Annotated in this window: 14 protein-coding genes; 5 read left to right on the plus strand and 9 right to left on the minus strand. The window is 71.7% G+C overall.

What is annotated here, in order from left to right; translation table 11 throughout:
* Positions 1–39 precede the first annotated feature (39 nt).
* Both ACFXB5_RS08530 and ACFXB5_RS08535 read right to left on the minus strand, forming a co-directional pair.
* Complete coding sequence (locus ACFXB5_RS08530; RefSeq protein WP_385204100.1) at positions 40–1056, minus strand: bile acid:sodium symporter family protein; 1017 nt, start codon at positions 1054–1056, stop codon at positions 40–42.
* Between the two features lie 66 nt (positions 1057–1122).
* Complete coding sequence (locus ACFXB5_RS08535; RefSeq protein WP_385204103.1) at positions 1123–1713, minus strand: pyridoxamine 5'-phosphate oxidase family protein; 591 nt, start codon at positions 1711–1713, stop codon at positions 1123–1125.
* A 51-nt stretch (positions 1714–1764) separates the two neighbouring features.
* On the opposite strand from ACFXB5_RS08535, the gene ACFXB5_RS08540 reads away from it, so the two are divergent.
* Positions 1765–2163 (plus strand): DUF488 domain-containing protein, encoded by a 399-nt coding sequence (locus ACFXB5_RS08540; protein ID WP_385204105.1) that lies wholly within the window; start codon positions 1765–1767, stop codon positions 2161–2163.
* Positions 2164–2254: 91 nt separating this feature from the next.
* Here the strand turns inward: ACFXB5_RS08540 and ACFXB5_RS08545 are convergent, their stop codons facing one another.
* From ACFXB5_RS08545 to ACFXB5_RS08570, 6 genes are all read right to left on the minus strand, one after another.
* Positions 2255–3034 carry an FAD:protein FMN transferase gene (locus ACFXB5_RS08545; RefSeq protein WP_385204108.1) on the minus strand — a complete coding sequence of 260 codons (780 nt, stop codon included), beginning with the start codon at positions 3032–3034 and terminating at the stop codon, positions 2255–2257.
* An 8-nt stretch (positions 3035–3042) separates the two neighbouring features.
* Positions 3043–3519 carry an FMN-binding protein gene (locus ACFXB5_RS08550; RefSeq protein WP_385204111.1) on the minus strand — a complete coding sequence of 159 codons (477 nt, stop codon included), beginning with the start codon at positions 3517–3519 and terminating at the stop codon, positions 3043–3045.
* Positions 3520–3592: 73 nt separating this feature from the next.
* Positions 3593–4921 (minus strand): ferric reductase-like transmembrane domain-containing protein, encoded by a 1329-nt coding sequence (locus ACFXB5_RS08555; RefSeq protein ID WP_385204255.1) that lies wholly within the window; start codon positions 4919–4921, stop codon positions 3593–3595.
* 175 nt (positions 4922–5096) lie between these two features.
* On the minus strand, positions 5097–5951 hold the full coding sequence (locus tag ACFXB5_RS08560; RefSeq protein ID WP_385204113.1) for an endonuclease/exonuclease/phosphatase family protein: 855 nt from the start codon (positions 5949–5951) through the stop codon (positions 5097–5099).
* Between the two features lie 113 nt (positions 5952–6064).
* Entirely contained in the window at positions 6065–6358 is a 294-nt protein-coding gene (locus tag ACFXB5_RS08565) for a hypothetical protein (protein WP_385204116.1), read from the minus strand.
* A 31-nt stretch (positions 6359–6389) separates the two neighbouring features.
* Positions 6390–7106 (minus strand): SDR family NAD(P)-dependent oxidoreductase, encoded by a 717-nt coding sequence (locus tag ACFXB5_RS08570; protein WP_385204119.1) that lies wholly within the window; start codon positions 7104–7106, stop codon positions 6390–6392.
* Between the two features lie 65 nt (positions 7107–7171).
* Between ACFXB5_RS08570 and ACFXB5_RS08575 the strand changes: the two genes are divergently transcribed.
* The 4 genes from ACFXB5_RS08575 to ACFXB5_RS08590 all read left to right on the plus strand — a co-directional run bounded on the left by ACFXB5_RS08575 (position 7172) and on the right by ACFXB5_RS08590 (position 11608).
* Positions 7172–7747 (plus strand): MarR family winged helix-turn-helix transcriptional regulator, encoded by a 576-nt coding sequence (locus tag ACFXB5_RS08575; RefSeq protein ID WP_385204122.1) that lies wholly within the window; start codon positions 7172–7174, stop codon positions 7745–7747.
* A 92-nt stretch (positions 7748–7839) separates the two neighbouring features.
* On the plus strand, positions 7840–9036 hold the full coding sequence (locus tag ACFXB5_RS08580; protein WP_385204125.1) for an argininosuccinate synthase: 1197 nt from the start codon (positions 7840–7842) through the stop codon (positions 9034–9036).
* A 113-nt stretch (positions 9037–9149) separates the two neighbouring features.
* Positions 9150–10580, plus strand: coding sequence for an argininosuccinate lyase (argH, locus tag ACFXB5_RS08585; RefSeq protein ID WP_385204128.1), 1431 nt, complete (start codon positions 9150–9152; stop codon positions 10578–10580).
* Positions 10581–10618: 38 nt separating this feature from the next.
* The gene (locus tag ACFXB5_RS08590; protein ID WP_385204131.1) at positions 10619–11608 is read left to right on the plus strand and encodes an aldo/keto reductase; all 990 of its coding nucleotides are present in this window, start codon (positions 10619–10621) and stop codon (positions 11606–11608) included.
* 214 nt (positions 11609–11822) lie between these two features.
* On the opposite strand, the gene ACFXB5_RS08595 is transcribed toward ACFXB5_RS08590, so the two are convergent.
* Positions 11823–12629, minus strand: coding sequence for an alpha/beta fold hydrolase (locus ACFXB5_RS08595; RefSeq protein ID WP_385204257.1), 807 nt, complete (start codon positions 12627–12629; stop codon positions 11823–11825).
* Between the last annotated feature and the right edge of the window lie 362 nt (positions 12630–12991).

The raw sequence follows: 12991 nt of genomic DNA on the forward strand, positions 1-12991 counted from the left end.
GCCGTCAGCCGCGTCCGTGGAATGGCCAGGCCGTCGCCGTCAGCCGGTCTCCGTCCTGCGCGCACGGTACGACATCCAAGCCGCCACCACCGCCCCCGAGACGTTGTGCCAGACGGAGAACACCGCGGCCGGGAGCGCGGCCAGCGGGCTGAAGTGGGCGGCGGCCAGGGAGGCGGCGAGCCCGGAGTTCTGCATGCCGACCTCGAAGGCCATGGCCCGGCTGGCGGGCGCGCCCAGCCGGGCCAGCTTGCCGGCCCCGTAGCCCAGCGCCAGGCCGAGCCCGTTGTGGAGCACCACGGCGAGCAGTACCAGCGCCGCCGCCGACTTGATGGCGTCCGCGCTGGCCGCCACCACGATGGCCACGATCACGCCGATGGTGACCGCCGACAGCCAGGGCAGCAGCCCCAGCACCCGCTGGATGAACCGCCCGGCGACCAGCCGTACGACCAGCCCCCCGACCACCGGCAGCAGCACGGTCTTGAGGATGTCGGTGACCATGGACCCCGCGTCCACCGGCAGGAACTCCCCGGCCAGCAGCAGCGTCAGCGGCGGGGTGACCAGCGGCGCGAGCACCGTGGAGACGGTGGCGACCGACACCGACAGCGCCACATCGCCGCGCGCCAGATACGTCACCACATTGGAGGCCGTTCCGCTCGGCGCACAGCCGACCAGGATGACACCGGCCGCCAACTGCGGGGAGAGACCGAGGGCGTTGGCGATCAGCCATCCCAGCCCCGGCATGATCACATAGTGCGCGACCAGCCCGAGCGCCACCGCCCACGGCCGCTTGACCACACCGGAGAAGTCCCGCGGGGTCATGGTGAGCCCCATGCAGAACATCACCACGCCGAGCAGATAGGGCACGTTCGGCGCCCAGCCGCTGAAGGTGCCGGGCGTGGTGAGGCCCGCCGCACCGGCGGCGAGGACGAGGAGGGGGAAGACGGTGACGGCCCGCCGGGCCGCCCGGTCGTCGGCAGCGGGCTCCGGTGACGACGAGGGCGCCTGCCCCGCCGTCGTCGAGGAGTTGGCCGCGGAGCTCTTCGATTCGGATCGCACCGCGTGATGGAACGCTTCCGGAGCCGCCTTCCGCAACACCGTCTCGTTATGTGGTCACTACACCCACTATGACGAACCGAGCGGCGGCAGCGGCAGCGGAAGCCCCGGCAGACCGTCGATGCTGCTGGCGATGTGCTCCTTCTTGTGGAAGTAGCGGTCCAGCGATTCGTCGTCCTCCCGCTGGAAGCGGGAGGCGTGCAGTGGGCGGTCCTCGCGGTAGTCCAGATACGGGACCGCGTAACCGCAGGTGTCCCGGATCAGCTCGGCCGTCACCACGATGATCGCCCGCAGCCCGTGGTCGTTGACGTCGATGTCCGGGAAGTGCGCCAGCAGCGCGGAGAAGCGCGGATCGTCACGGAACACCGGCTCGCCCCGGCCGTGGACGCGCACGATGTTCGGCGGGCCGGTGAAGGCGCACCACATCAGGGTGATCCTGCCGTTCTCCCGCAGATGGGCGATGGTCTCCGCGTTGCTCCCCGCGAAGTCCAGATAGGCCACCGTCAGTTCGTCGACCACGGCGAAGGAGCCGGTCAGCCCCTTCGGGGAGAGATTCACCGTGCCGTCCCCGGCCAGCGGGGCGGTGGCGGTGAAGAACATCTTCTGCTCTTCGATGAAGGTGCGGAGTCTGCCGTCGATGCGTTCGTACACCTTTCCCATGTGGCGCATTATCCCTGTGGGTGGTCGCCGGGTCGATGTTTCCATTGGCGTATGGCCACCAGGAAAGCCTCCGCGCGAGCGTCCGCGACCGAGCCCGCGATCCGGATCCGCCGGGTGTACGACGCCCCCGACCCGGACGACGGCACCCGCGTCCTGGTGGACCGCGTCTGGCCGCGCGGCCTCGCCAAGGCCGACGCCCAGCTGGACGAATGGGCCAAGGACGCCGCCCCGTCCACCGAGCTGCGCCGCTGGTACGGCCATGACCCGGACCTCTTCCCGGAATTCACCCGCCGCTACCGCGCCGAGCTCACCACCCCGGAGCGCCACGAGGCCGTCGCCCACCTCCGCGAGCTGACCGCCTCCGGCCCCCTGACCCTCCTCACGGCCGTGAAGGACCTCGACCACGGCCATGTCCAGGTCCTGGCCGAGGCGATCCGCGACCAGGAGTGAGCGCCGCTGAGGGATCGTCTTATACCGAGCGATCGTCTTGTACAGAGCGATCGTCTAGTACAGAGCGATCGTCTAGTACAGAGCGATCGTCCTATACCCATAGCTCCGCCGAATAGCGGGCGAAGCCGCTGGTGTGCCAGGTGGAGCCGTCCGCGGTGATGACGAATGCCTCGGCGTCGGGGAGCCGTCCCAGCCAGGGGCGGGCGCGTTCGGCGCCCATGGCGCAGGCCGCGGTGGCCACGGCGTCCGCGTCGGCCAGGCTGGTGGCGATCACGGTGACCGAGGCCAGGCCCTGCGCCGGGGGGCGCCCGGTGTGGGGGTCCAGGATGTGGCAGCCCCGCTCGGCCGGGCCCGAGGTGGCCACGGCCAGTTCGCCGCGGGCCTCCACGATCGCCGCCAGCTCACCCCGGCGCAGCGGATCGGCGATGCCCACCCGCCAGGGGCCACCGTGCACCTGGACGTCGCCGCCGCCGTTCACACACACCGACCCGGCGCCGGAGGAGACCAGCATCTGGGCGGCGCGCTCCACCGCCCAGCCCTTGACCAGGCCCGTCGGGTCGAGGCGGCCACCGGCGTAGCGGGCGGTGAACCAGCCGCCGCTGCGGTGCTCGGCGTCCTCGCACATCCGCAGTACGTCCCGGACCTCGGGATCGCAGCGCGACAGCGTCAGCTCACCGCGCCCCAGCCGGCTGATCTGGCTGTCCCGGCGATAGGTGGAGAACAGCTCGTCCACCCGGTGCAGCCCCACCACGGCTCCGTCCAGCGCGGCCTGCACCCGGGGCCGGTCGGCGGGCGCGACCTCGCGGACGTCGAAGGAGAAGACCGTGCCCATGACGTGCTCGACATGGCGCAGCGGCTCGGGTTCGCCCATTCCGTACATCACTTGGCACCCGCCTTGTCGAGCGCGCTCTGCAGGGACTTGGCGTAGCCCTCGCTGGTGTAGGTGGCTCCGGAGACCGTGTCCACCTTCGCCGCGGACACCGCCTGCTGGTTGAGCTTCGGTATGGAGTCCTTGGCGATCTGATCGCTGCGCGGCCCGGAGTCCGGCGTCTTGACCGCCTGCGCGCCGGTGATCTTCCCGCCGTTGACGGTGAGGCTCACCTGGACCGGGCCGTACTGCGTCTGCACGGTGTCGCCGGTGACCGTACGGGCGCCGCCCGCACCCGCCCCGGCCCCCGCGCCGCCCCCGCCCGGCGGTGCCGTGGCCGCGACGGGGGGCGCCTGGCCCGGCTGGTTCTCGGCGACGGTCTGGCCGCCCCCCGAACCTGGCTGCTTCAGCGCGAGCAGCAGCACCACACCGGAGACGGTGGCCGCCGTTCCCACGACGATGCGGCGCAGCGGATGCTTCCTCTTCATGGCTTCACCTCGGTCACAGCTCGAACGACTGGGTCACGGCTCAAACGACTGGGTCACGCCTCGGACGTCTCGGTCACAGCTCGAAGGATTCGTGGTGGATCCGGCGATCCGGAACCCCCGCCTCGCGCAGCGCCCCGTACGCGTGCTCGGCCAGGCCCGGTGGGCCGCACAGATAGACGTCGTGGTCCTCGATGTCGGGGAGCAGATGGCCCAGCCGCTCCGCGGTGATCTCCGGCCGGGCGCCGTCCGGGCCGTTCACCGCGTACAGCAGCCGGGCCCCGCGCTCGGTCGCGATCTGCTTCAGCTCGTTCCACAGCGCCAGGTCCCCGACGCTGCGGGCCCGGTAGAGCAGGGTGAGGTCGCTGCCCTTGCCCGGCAGCGTCTCGAACAGTGCCCGGATCGGGGTGATCCCGGCACCGCCCGCGATCATCAGCACCTTGCCGCGGCTGCGCCGCGCCGCGGTCATCGCCCCGTACGGCCCTTCCGCCCACACCCGCGTCCCCGGCTCCAGCGAGGCCAGCCCCATGCTGTGGCCGCCCACCGCCTTCACCGTGATCCGCAGCAGCTCCGGCCGGGGCGGCGCGGAGAGCGAGTACGGATGGGAGCCCCAGCGCATCCCCGGGGCCAGGAACCGCCATCGGAAGAACTGTCCGGCCTGCGCCCCGAGCCGGTGCAGCTTGCGCCCCTTGATCAGCACCGACACCACTCCGGGCGCCTCCGGTACGACGGCCTCCACCCGCATCCGGTGCCGCAGGTTCAGCCGCAGCGGCACCAGCAGCCGGTACCAGACCACCAGCGCGGTGACCGTGCCGTACAGCGCGTACCAGGCGGTCTCCGCGGTCTTGTTCCCGACGAACTCGGCGCCGGTCGCGAGCTGGTGCCAGAACGTCAGGAAGACCGCCAGATAGGTGAGCAGATGCAGGTAGTACCAGACCTCGTACGGCATCCGGCGGCGCACCATTCCCGCCGAGATCAGCCCGATCACCACCAGCATCGCGGTGCCGACCACCGCCTTGATCATGTCCGGGTAGTCCATGACCACGGTGACGGACTGGTCGACGAAGCCGGTGCCCGCCTGCTCCGCGTAGCCCGCGATGATCAGCCCGACATGCGCCACGATCAGACACAGCGCGTACCGCCCGCTCAACGCGTGCCACCGCGAGACCCGGTCCGACCCCACCCGCCGCTCCAGCGCCGGAACGCGCGCCATCTGCAGGACGACGAGGGCGAGGACATAGCCGCCGAGCAGCCCGCTGAGCCGCCCGGCGTGGGTCAGCCACTGCGCGGTGCCTTCGACGTTCGGAGTGTTCTGCCACCACAGCGACAGCACCGCCGCCGCACCTGCCAGACTCAGCAGGATCAACGGCACGGCATGCGAACGGCGAGGCTGGATGCGGCGCATGGCCTGCCGCCGCCCGGCCCGGCTGTTCAGTAGCGTCGTCACGGCCTGTCCCCTTCCCTTGGGCTCCGGCGCAAGGGAATACGGCCCCGAGCGCGGGATGACTCAAAGGCCGCCGGGATTCACAGGTTTCGGCCGTGGCTCACAGGTCCGGCTCAGGATTCACAGGTTTCGGGCGTCACCGGCGATGGCGCACGGGCAGCAGCAGCTCGCTCACCACCGGCAGGTGGTCCGACGCCTCCGGGTCCGCCGTGAACACCTGGGCGGTGAGCGGGCGCAGGTCGCGGGAGGGGAGGAGGAAGTCGATCCGGGCGTGCGGGTTGACGGAGTCGTAGGTGAAGCCGTCGCCGGTGCCGGCCTGGGGCCACACATCGCCCACCACGTCGGTCAGGGCCCGGATCTCCGGGGTCTCGGACGTGGCGTTCAGGTCTCCGACCAGGACGGTGTGCTCGGGGGAGGACCCGAGGAGCTCGACGATCCGGGCGGACTGCCGCTCTCGCTCCTGGCTGTCGTTGTGCTGGAGATGCGTCACGGCGAACTCGACGCAGCTGCCGCGCACGTCCAGCGTCGCCTGGAGCAGACCGCGCTGCTCATGGCCGGGGACGAGCGGCAGATGGGTGTTGGTCCAGGACCGGATCGGCCGGCGGGAGAGCACCGCGGTGCCGTACTGACGGCGCGGCCGGCCGGGCTCCTCCGGGTCCAGGTCGAGGTTGGCGCCGAAGGCGTGCCGCATCCCCAGCCGCTCGCCGAGCCAGGCGGGCTGGTCGACGAAGCCGCTGCGCTTCCAGTACCGGTCGACCTCCTGCAGGCCGACGACGTCCACCCGCATGGTCTGGATCACCCGGGCCACGCGCTCCAGGTCCAGTACGTCGGTGGGGCTCGCGCCGTGGTGGATGTTGAACGTGGCCACGCGCAGCGGCCGCGGGCCGGTGGCGGCGGCCGCCACCCCGGACGTCCCGGCGGCGGTGGCGCCGACGCCGGCCGCCGCGGCGAGGAACCGGCGGCGGCTGGGGGCAGTGTTCAGGTGATTCATGGCGGTTAGCGTGCGTTCCGCTTCCGAACGCCTTCCCACGGCGCCATGAACGGCCTTGGGCGGGTGGGAGTCGTCTCGGCCGGAGCGGTCTCCCGTCCGTACCGGTACGGATGTCATCGATGGTGGAACTTGATCGGGTAGGACACCGTTGAGCGCGGTTCAGGCTGCTTCTTGTCGCCCTTCCCACCGCCCTTCTTCCCGTCGTCCTTCCCGTCGTCCTTCTCGAAGTGGACGGGATACCGGGCCGTCTGATGCGGATTCGGCGACTTGCCGTCGCGGGTGTTGCCGTCACCGTGGTTGTTGATCCACAGGACCCCGACCACGAATGCGCCGAGCACCATCATCTGCTTCTTCTGCACCGGCCCCGACTCCCCCTCGGTCCGCAGCTGCGCTCCCCGCCCCGCCATGGTCTCAGCCCGGCGGCCGAATGGGCAGGTGCTACCGCGTGGTGAAAGCGCCTCCGTTGACGTGAATGGTCTGGCCGGTGATGTGCCGTGCGCCGGGCGAGGCCAGGAAGAAGGCGGTCCGGGCGATGTCCTCGACCGTGCCCGCGCGCTTGTTGTGGGTCTCCGCAACGAGCGCGCCGCGGCGTTCGTCGGTCATCCCGCCCTGGAAGAAGTTCGTACCGGCGATGAAGCCCGCGGAGATGACATTGCAGGTGACGCCCTTCGGTGCGAGTTCGGCGGATGTCGAGGCGTTCCATGCCGCCAGGGCGGCCTTCGCCGCGCCGTACGAGCCGCCCCGGCGCTCGGCGCCGATCGAGCCGATGCTGATGACGGAGCTGCCGCCGGTCAGCTTCTCCTGGACCGAGGCGGTGGTCAGCACCGCGGTGAGCAGGTTCTGGGACAGGCTGCTGTGCCACTGGGCGAGCAGCGCGTCCAGGGGCGGGAGGTCGTCGGACGCCGCCTCGGGCAGTCCGCCGGCCGCGTTGACCAGGACGTCCAGCTCGCCGAGCCGGTCGGCGAGGGCGGCGACCCGCTCGGGGGAGCCGGCGTCACAGACGACGCCGTGCGCCCCCGTCTCCTTGGCGGTCTGTTCGACGGTGTCGGGGTGGCGGCCGGTGATGAAGACCTCCGCCTGGTCGGCGATGAACGCCTCCGCGATGGCGCGGCCGATGCCGCTGGTGCCACCGGTGATGAGCACGGTCCGGCTCACAAGTCCTCCTCCACTCAGCTACGTTTAGGTCTAAACGTAACTCATGGCGACAGGAGGACGCATCCATGGCCGACCCTGACCCCGACCCCGCCCCCGATGTCCCGGAGCCCGGCCCCCATGGCTCCTCGGAGGATCCCCGGGGCGTCCACTCCGCCGCGGACATCGCCACGGCCTGGCAGCGGGAACGGCCGGGCGCCCCCACGGAGTCGATCGAGATCGTCACCCCCATCTGGTGGCTGGGAAAGCTCTTCGCCGACGACCGCGACCGGGCGCTGCGGGCGGCGGGAATCGACGCGGCCACCCTCGATCTGCTGTCCGTCATCCGCCGTTCCGGCCCGCCCTACGCCCTGAGCACGCGCGAGATCGCCCGCCGGACCTTGGTGACCGCCGGAGCGATCTCGCAGCGCGTCGCCCGGGCCGAGCGGGACGGCCTCGTCCTGCGCAGGCCCGGGACCACCGGCCGGCGCACCGTCCTGGTGTGCCTGACGGCCGAGGGTCACGCCCTCATCGAGCGGTCCGTCGACACCGTGCTCGGCCGCGAGGCCAGGCTCGTGCGCGGCCTGTCGGACGAGGAGCGCACGGTGCTCACCGGGCTGCTGGTCAAGCTGATGGCCGACGTCCGGCGGCGTACGGAGAGGTGACCGGGTGGGGATCCGCCGCCCGCCATTTTGACGAAACATACGGTCTAGTGCATACTCATGCAGAGAAGCGTATGGATCGTAAGGAGGCACCCGTGACCGAGCGCGTCGTACTCGCCTACTCGGGCGGCCTGGACACCTCCGTCGCCATCGGCTGGATCGCCGAGGAGACGGATGCCGAGGTCATCGCCGTCGCCGTGGACGTCGGCCAGGGCGGTGAGGACCTGGACGTCATCCGCAAGCGCGCGCTCGCCTGCGGGGCGGTCGAGGCGGAGGTCGCGGACGCCAAGGACGAGTTCGCCGAGGAGTACTGCCTTCCGGCGATCAAGGCCAACGCGCTGTACATGGACCGCTACCCGCTGGTCTCCGCGCTGTCCCGGCCGACCATCGTGAAGCACCTGGTGGCCGCCGCCCGCAAGCACGGCGCCGGGACCGTCGCCCACGGCTGCACCGGCAAGGGGAACGACCAGGTGCGGTTCGAGGCCGGTATTTCCTCCCTCGCACCCGATCTGACCTGCATCGCGCCGGTCCGGGACTACGCGATGACCCGGGACAGGGCGATCGCCTTCTGCGAGGCCAGGGGCCTGCCGATCGCGACCACCAAGAAGTCCCCGTACTCGATCGACCAGAACGTCTTCGGGCGGGCCGTGGAGACCGGCTTCCTGGAGGACATCTGGAACGCGCCGATCGAGGACGTCTACGAGTACACCTCCGACCCGGCCACCCCGCGCGAGGCCGACGAGGTGATCATCACCTTCGAGAAGGGCGTCCCCGTCGCGATCGACGGCGAGCGCGTCACCGTGCTCCAGGCCATCCAGCGGCTGAACGAGCGGGCGGGTGCCCAGGGCGTCGGACGGATCGACATGGTCGAGGACCGGCTGGTGGGCATCAAGTCGCGGGAGGTCTACGAGGCGCCCGGCGCCATCGCGCTGATCACCGCCCACCAGGAGCTGGAGGCCGTCACCGTCGAGCGCGAGCTGGCCCGCTACAAGCGGCAGGTCGAGCAGCGCTGGGGCGAGCTGGTCTACGACGGTCTGTGGTTCTCGCCGCTCAAGCGGGCCCTGGACGGATTCATCGCCGAGGCGAACGAGTACGTGTCCGGCGAGATCCGGATGACCCTGCACGGCGGCCGGGCCGTCGTCACCGGACGGAAGTCGCACACCTCGCTGTACGACTTCCACCTGGCGACCTATGACACCGGCGACACCTTCGACCAGTCGCTGTCCAAGGGCTTCATCGAGATCTTCGGGATGTCCAGCAAGATCGCCGCGAAGCGGGACCTGCGGCAGTAGCCTTCGCACCAGCGTCAAGCCCGCGTACCCGACGTACGCGACGCAGCACGAGCCGCCTCCCCGCCCCGCGGCGGGGAGGCGGTCGCACACCCACAGCCGACAGGAGCAACAGCGTGAGCAACGGCAACAGCGGTGACGTCCGGCTCTGGGGCGGCCGCTTCGCCGACGGCCCGTCCGAGGCACTGGAGAAGCTCAGCGCCTCCGTGCACTTCGACTGGCGCCTGGCGCCGTACGACATCGCCGGATCCCGCGCCCACGCCCGGGTGTTGCACACGGCGGGGCTGCTCACCGCCGATGAGCTGGAGCGGATGCTGGCGGGCCTGGACCGGCTGGAAGCCGATGTCGCCTCCGGCGACTTCACCGGCACCATCGCCGACGAGGACGTCCACACCGCCCTGGAGCGCGGACTGCTGGAGCGGCTGGGCCCGGACCTCGGCGGCAAGCTGCGGGCCGGACGGTCCCGCAACGACCAGATCGCCACCCTCTTCCGGATGTATCTGCGCGACCACGCCCGGATCCTCGGCGGGCTGATCGCCGACCTCCAGCAGGCCCTGGTGGGGCTCGCCGAGGCGCACCCGGACGTCGCGATGCCCGGCCGTACGCACCTCCAGCACGCCCAGCCGGTGCTCTTCGCCCACCATGTCCTCGCCCATGTCCAGGCGCTGTCGCGGGACGCGGAGCGGCTGCGGCAGTGGGACGAGCGCACCGCCGTCTCGCCGTACGGCTCGGGCGCGCTGGCCGGGTCCTCGCTGGGTCTCGACCCGCAGGCGGTCGCCGCCGACCTCGGCTTCGAGCGGGGCTCGTCCGCCAACTCGCTCGACGGCACGGCCTCCCGTGACTTCGTCGCCGAGTTCGCGTTCATCACCGCGATGATCGGCGTCGATCTGTCGCGGATCGCCGAGGAGATCATCCTCTGGAACACGAAGGAGTTCTCCTTCGTGACCCTCCACGACGCCTTCTCCACCGGCTCCTCGATCATGCCGCAGAAGAAGAACCCGGACATCGCGGAGCTCGCCCGCGGCAAGTCCGGCCGGCTGATCGGCAACCTCACCGGGCTGCTGGCCACGCTCAAGGCCCTGCCGCTCGCGTACAACCGCGACCTCCAGGAGGACAAGGAGCCGGTCTTCGACTCCTGCGACCAGCTCGAGGTGCTGCTGCCGGCCTTCACCGGGATGATGGCCACGCTGACCGTCAACCGCGAGCGCATGGAGGAGCTGGCCCCGGCCGGGTTCTCGCTGGCCACCGACATCGCCGAATGGCTGGTGCGGCAGGGCGTGCCGTTCCGGGTGGCGCACGAGGTCGCGGGGGAATGCGTCAAGGAGTGCGAGCGGACGGGCATCGAGCTCGACCAGCTCACCGATGAGCAGTTCGCCAAGATCTCCCCGCATCTGACGCCGGAGGTCCGCGGCGTCCTCAATGTGCAGGGCGCGCTGGCCTCGCGCGACGGACGCGGCGGCACCGCCCCCGTGGCGGTGCGGGCCCAGCTCGCTGAGGTCAAGGAGGATCTGGCCGCCCAGTACGCGTGGGCGGGCGCCAAGCGCTGACAGCGACAGACCGAAAGGGAGAGGTGGGGACACGGAGTATGGGCGTCGAACGTCTCACGGAGATCGCGGCCCCCGGAGCGGGGACGGCCCGGATCGGGCTCGGCCTGGCCGCGGTCGGCCGCCCCGCCTACATCAACCTCGGCCGGGACCGCGACCTCCCGGCCGAGCGCCCGGTCGAGGTGATGCGTCGGCGCAGCCATGAGCTGCTGGACGCCGCGTACGCCGCCGGAGTGCGCTATCTGGACGCGGCGCGCTCCTACGGCCGGGCCGAGGAGTTCCTCGCCGACTGGCTGCGGGACCGCCCGGACGCCGCCCGGGACGTGGTCGTCGGCTCCAAGTGGGGCTATACGTATGTCGCCGAGTGGCGTACGGACGCCGAGACCCACGAGGTCAAGGACCATGGCGTCGCGACCTTCGACCGGCAGCGTGAGCTGACCGACGCGCTGCTCGGCGACCGGTTGGACCTCTACCAGATCCACTCGGTGACCCCAGAAAGCCCCGCCCTCACCGACCCCGAACTGCACGCGCGGCTGGCCGGGCTCGCCGCGGAGGGCGTGACGGTCGGCGTGTCCACCAGCGGTCCGCGCCAGGCCGAGGCGATCCGGGCCGCGCTGGCCGTGGAGGTCGACGGCCGTCCGCTCTTCCGTACCGTCCAGTCCACCTACAACCTGCTGGAGCCCTCGGCCGGGGCGGCGCTGGCCGAGGCCCATGAGGCGGGCCGGGCGGTCATCGTCAAGGAAGCAGTGGCCAACGGCCGGCTCACCGAGGCCGCCGAGCGGCTTCCTGAGGCCCTGTGCCAGGTGGCCGAGGAGACGGGCGCCACTCCGGACGCCGTCGCCCTGGCCGCGGTGCTGCACCGGCCCTGGGTGACGGTCGTCCTCTCCGGCGCCGCCACGATGGATCAGCTGCGCTCCAACCTGGCCGCCGCCGACCTCCGCCTGGACGAGTCCCGGTTGGCCCTGCTGGAGCGACTGGCCGAGCCCCCGGAGACCTACTGGCGACACCGCTCGGAGCTGCCCTGGGCCTGACCGCTCGCCGTCAAGCCCGGCCGGCGATTGAGGCCACGCCCGGAGGGCGTGCGGGGGACGGGGGAGACGCGACCACGGAGGTGTCCGCCGCGTGGCAGGGCCCCGGGGTCTGGGGCGGAGCCCCCCACGCGGCGGAGCCGCATATCGTCAGGTGTTGGGAAGGGGCGGGGAGGGGAACAGCCCGCCGCAGGCGTCACGACCCGCCGGACGCCCGCTACAGCGCGCTCAGGAACGAACGGACCGCGCGGGCGTACGGCCGGGGCGCGTCGTCATGGATCCAGTGACCGCATCCGCCGAATTCGCGGAGCCTGGTGTTGGGGCGGCGGGTGGACATCTCGTGGGCGTGGCCCGGTGGCAGCAGCGAGCTGTGCTCGCCGCGCATCAGCAGCGCGGGGCAGGAGGAGCCCAGCCAGTCGTCCCAGAAGTCACCGCACATGGCCTGCTGCGACGCCATCATGTGGCTGGGCTCGAACAGCAGCCGCCAGCCGCCCGATTGCGGGTCCGGCTCGGCGCTGTCCAGGAAGTACGAGGCGTCCGGAATGCCCCGGGACTCGATGGCGGCGCGCAGCTTCTCCCGGTCCACGGCCCAGGTCGGCCACCCGGAGACATCGAGCACGGGATGGCTGACCACCGGACGGTCCGTCACCGCGCCGATGTCCTCGACGACGAGCGCGCTCACCAGGTCCGGATGGCGGGCGGCCAGCGCGTACGCGCCGACCGCGCCGGTGGAGTGGGCGATGACCGGGACCGGGCCGAGACCCAACTCCCGCAGCAGCGCGGCGGCGTCGGCCACGTACTCGTCCAGCGTGAAGGGGCCACCGCCGCCGGTCAGCCCGTGCCCCCGCTGATCGAGGGCGATCACCCGCCGTTCGGGGGCGAGGGCGGCGGCCAGCGGCGCGTACATCCGGCCCCGGCCGAAGTGGCCGTGCAGGGCCAGGACCGGGTCGCCCGGTCCGCCGAAATCGGTCACGGCGAACCGCCGACCGCGCAGCATCACGAAGTCGGGGGAGGGCACGGTCATCGTGGTCACCCGCGGCACCATAGTGGCCGGGCCCGGTGGTGACCAGCCGGTAGCGGAATCAGACCTTCCGCAAATCTGCCGACCCACGACACCGGCCGGAGCGTCGGCTCGCCGGACCGCGAGGCGGACGTTGTGCCCGAACGTATGGCGCCCGGCCGCTCGCCCGTGCGATCGAGCTCCGGTGGTTCGCCGGACCAAACCGCCGCGCCCCGGATAAATCCCGCCGCGCCCCGGGCGCAAAGCCCCGGCGGCCCGGATGGAACTCCGCGCGCCCGCACACACAACCGCGGGGGGGGGGGGGCCCCGCCGCCCCCCGGGGCGCGGCCCAAGCATCGCGAGCCCGGGGAGCGGCGCGCGCGCGC

Origin of the sequence: Streptomyces sp. NPDC059455 (assembly GCF_042750115.1) — a bacterium.
In the GTDB taxonomy this organism is placed as follows: Bacteria; Actinomycetota; Actinomycetes; order Streptomycetales; family Streptomycetaceae; genus Streptomyces; species Streptomyces endocoffeicus.

Coding starts and splice junctions, on each gene's coding strand:
- ACFXB5_RS08560 (WP_385204113.1), bottom strand. CDS start 5,951: ATGAATCACCTGAACACTGCCCCCAGCCGCCGCCGGTTCCTCGCCGCG.
- ACFXB5_RS08550 (WP_385204111.1), bottom strand. CDS start 3,519: ATGAAGAGGAAGCATCCGCTGCGCCGCATCGTCGTGGGAACGGCGGCC.
- ACFXB5_RS08535 (WP_385204103.1), bottom strand. CDS start 1,713: ATGGGAAAGGTGTACGAACGCATCGACGGCAGACTCCGCACCTTCATC.
- ACFXB5_RS08540 (WP_385204105.1), top strand. CDS start 1,765: ATGGCCACCAGGAAAGCCTCCGCGCGAGCGTCCGCGACCGAGCCCGCG.
- ACFXB5_RS08555 (WP_385204255.1), bottom strand. CDS start 4,921: ATGCGCCGCATCCAGCCTCGCCGTTCGCATGCCGTGCCGTTGATCCTG.
- ACFXB5_RS08575 (WP_385204122.1), top strand. CDS start 7,172: ATGGCCGACCCTGACCCCGACCCCGCCCCCGATGTCCCGGAGCCCGGC.
- ACFXB5_RS08565 (WP_385204116.1), bottom strand. CDS start 6,358: ATGGCGGGGCGGGGAGCGCAGCTGCGGACCGAGGGGGAGTCGGGGCCG.
- ACFXB5_RS08545 (WP_385204108.1), bottom strand. CDS start 3,034: ATGGGCGAACCCGAGCCGCTGCGCCATGTCGAGCACGTCATGGGCACG.
- ACFXB5_RS08590 (WP_385204131.1), top strand. CDS start 10,619: ATGGGCGTCGAACGTCTCACGGAGATCGCGGCCCCCGGAGCGGGGACG.
- ACFXB5_RS08595 (WP_385204257.1), bottom strand. CDS start 12,629: ATGACCGTGCCCTCCCCCGACTTCGTGATGCTGCGCGGTCGGCGGTTC.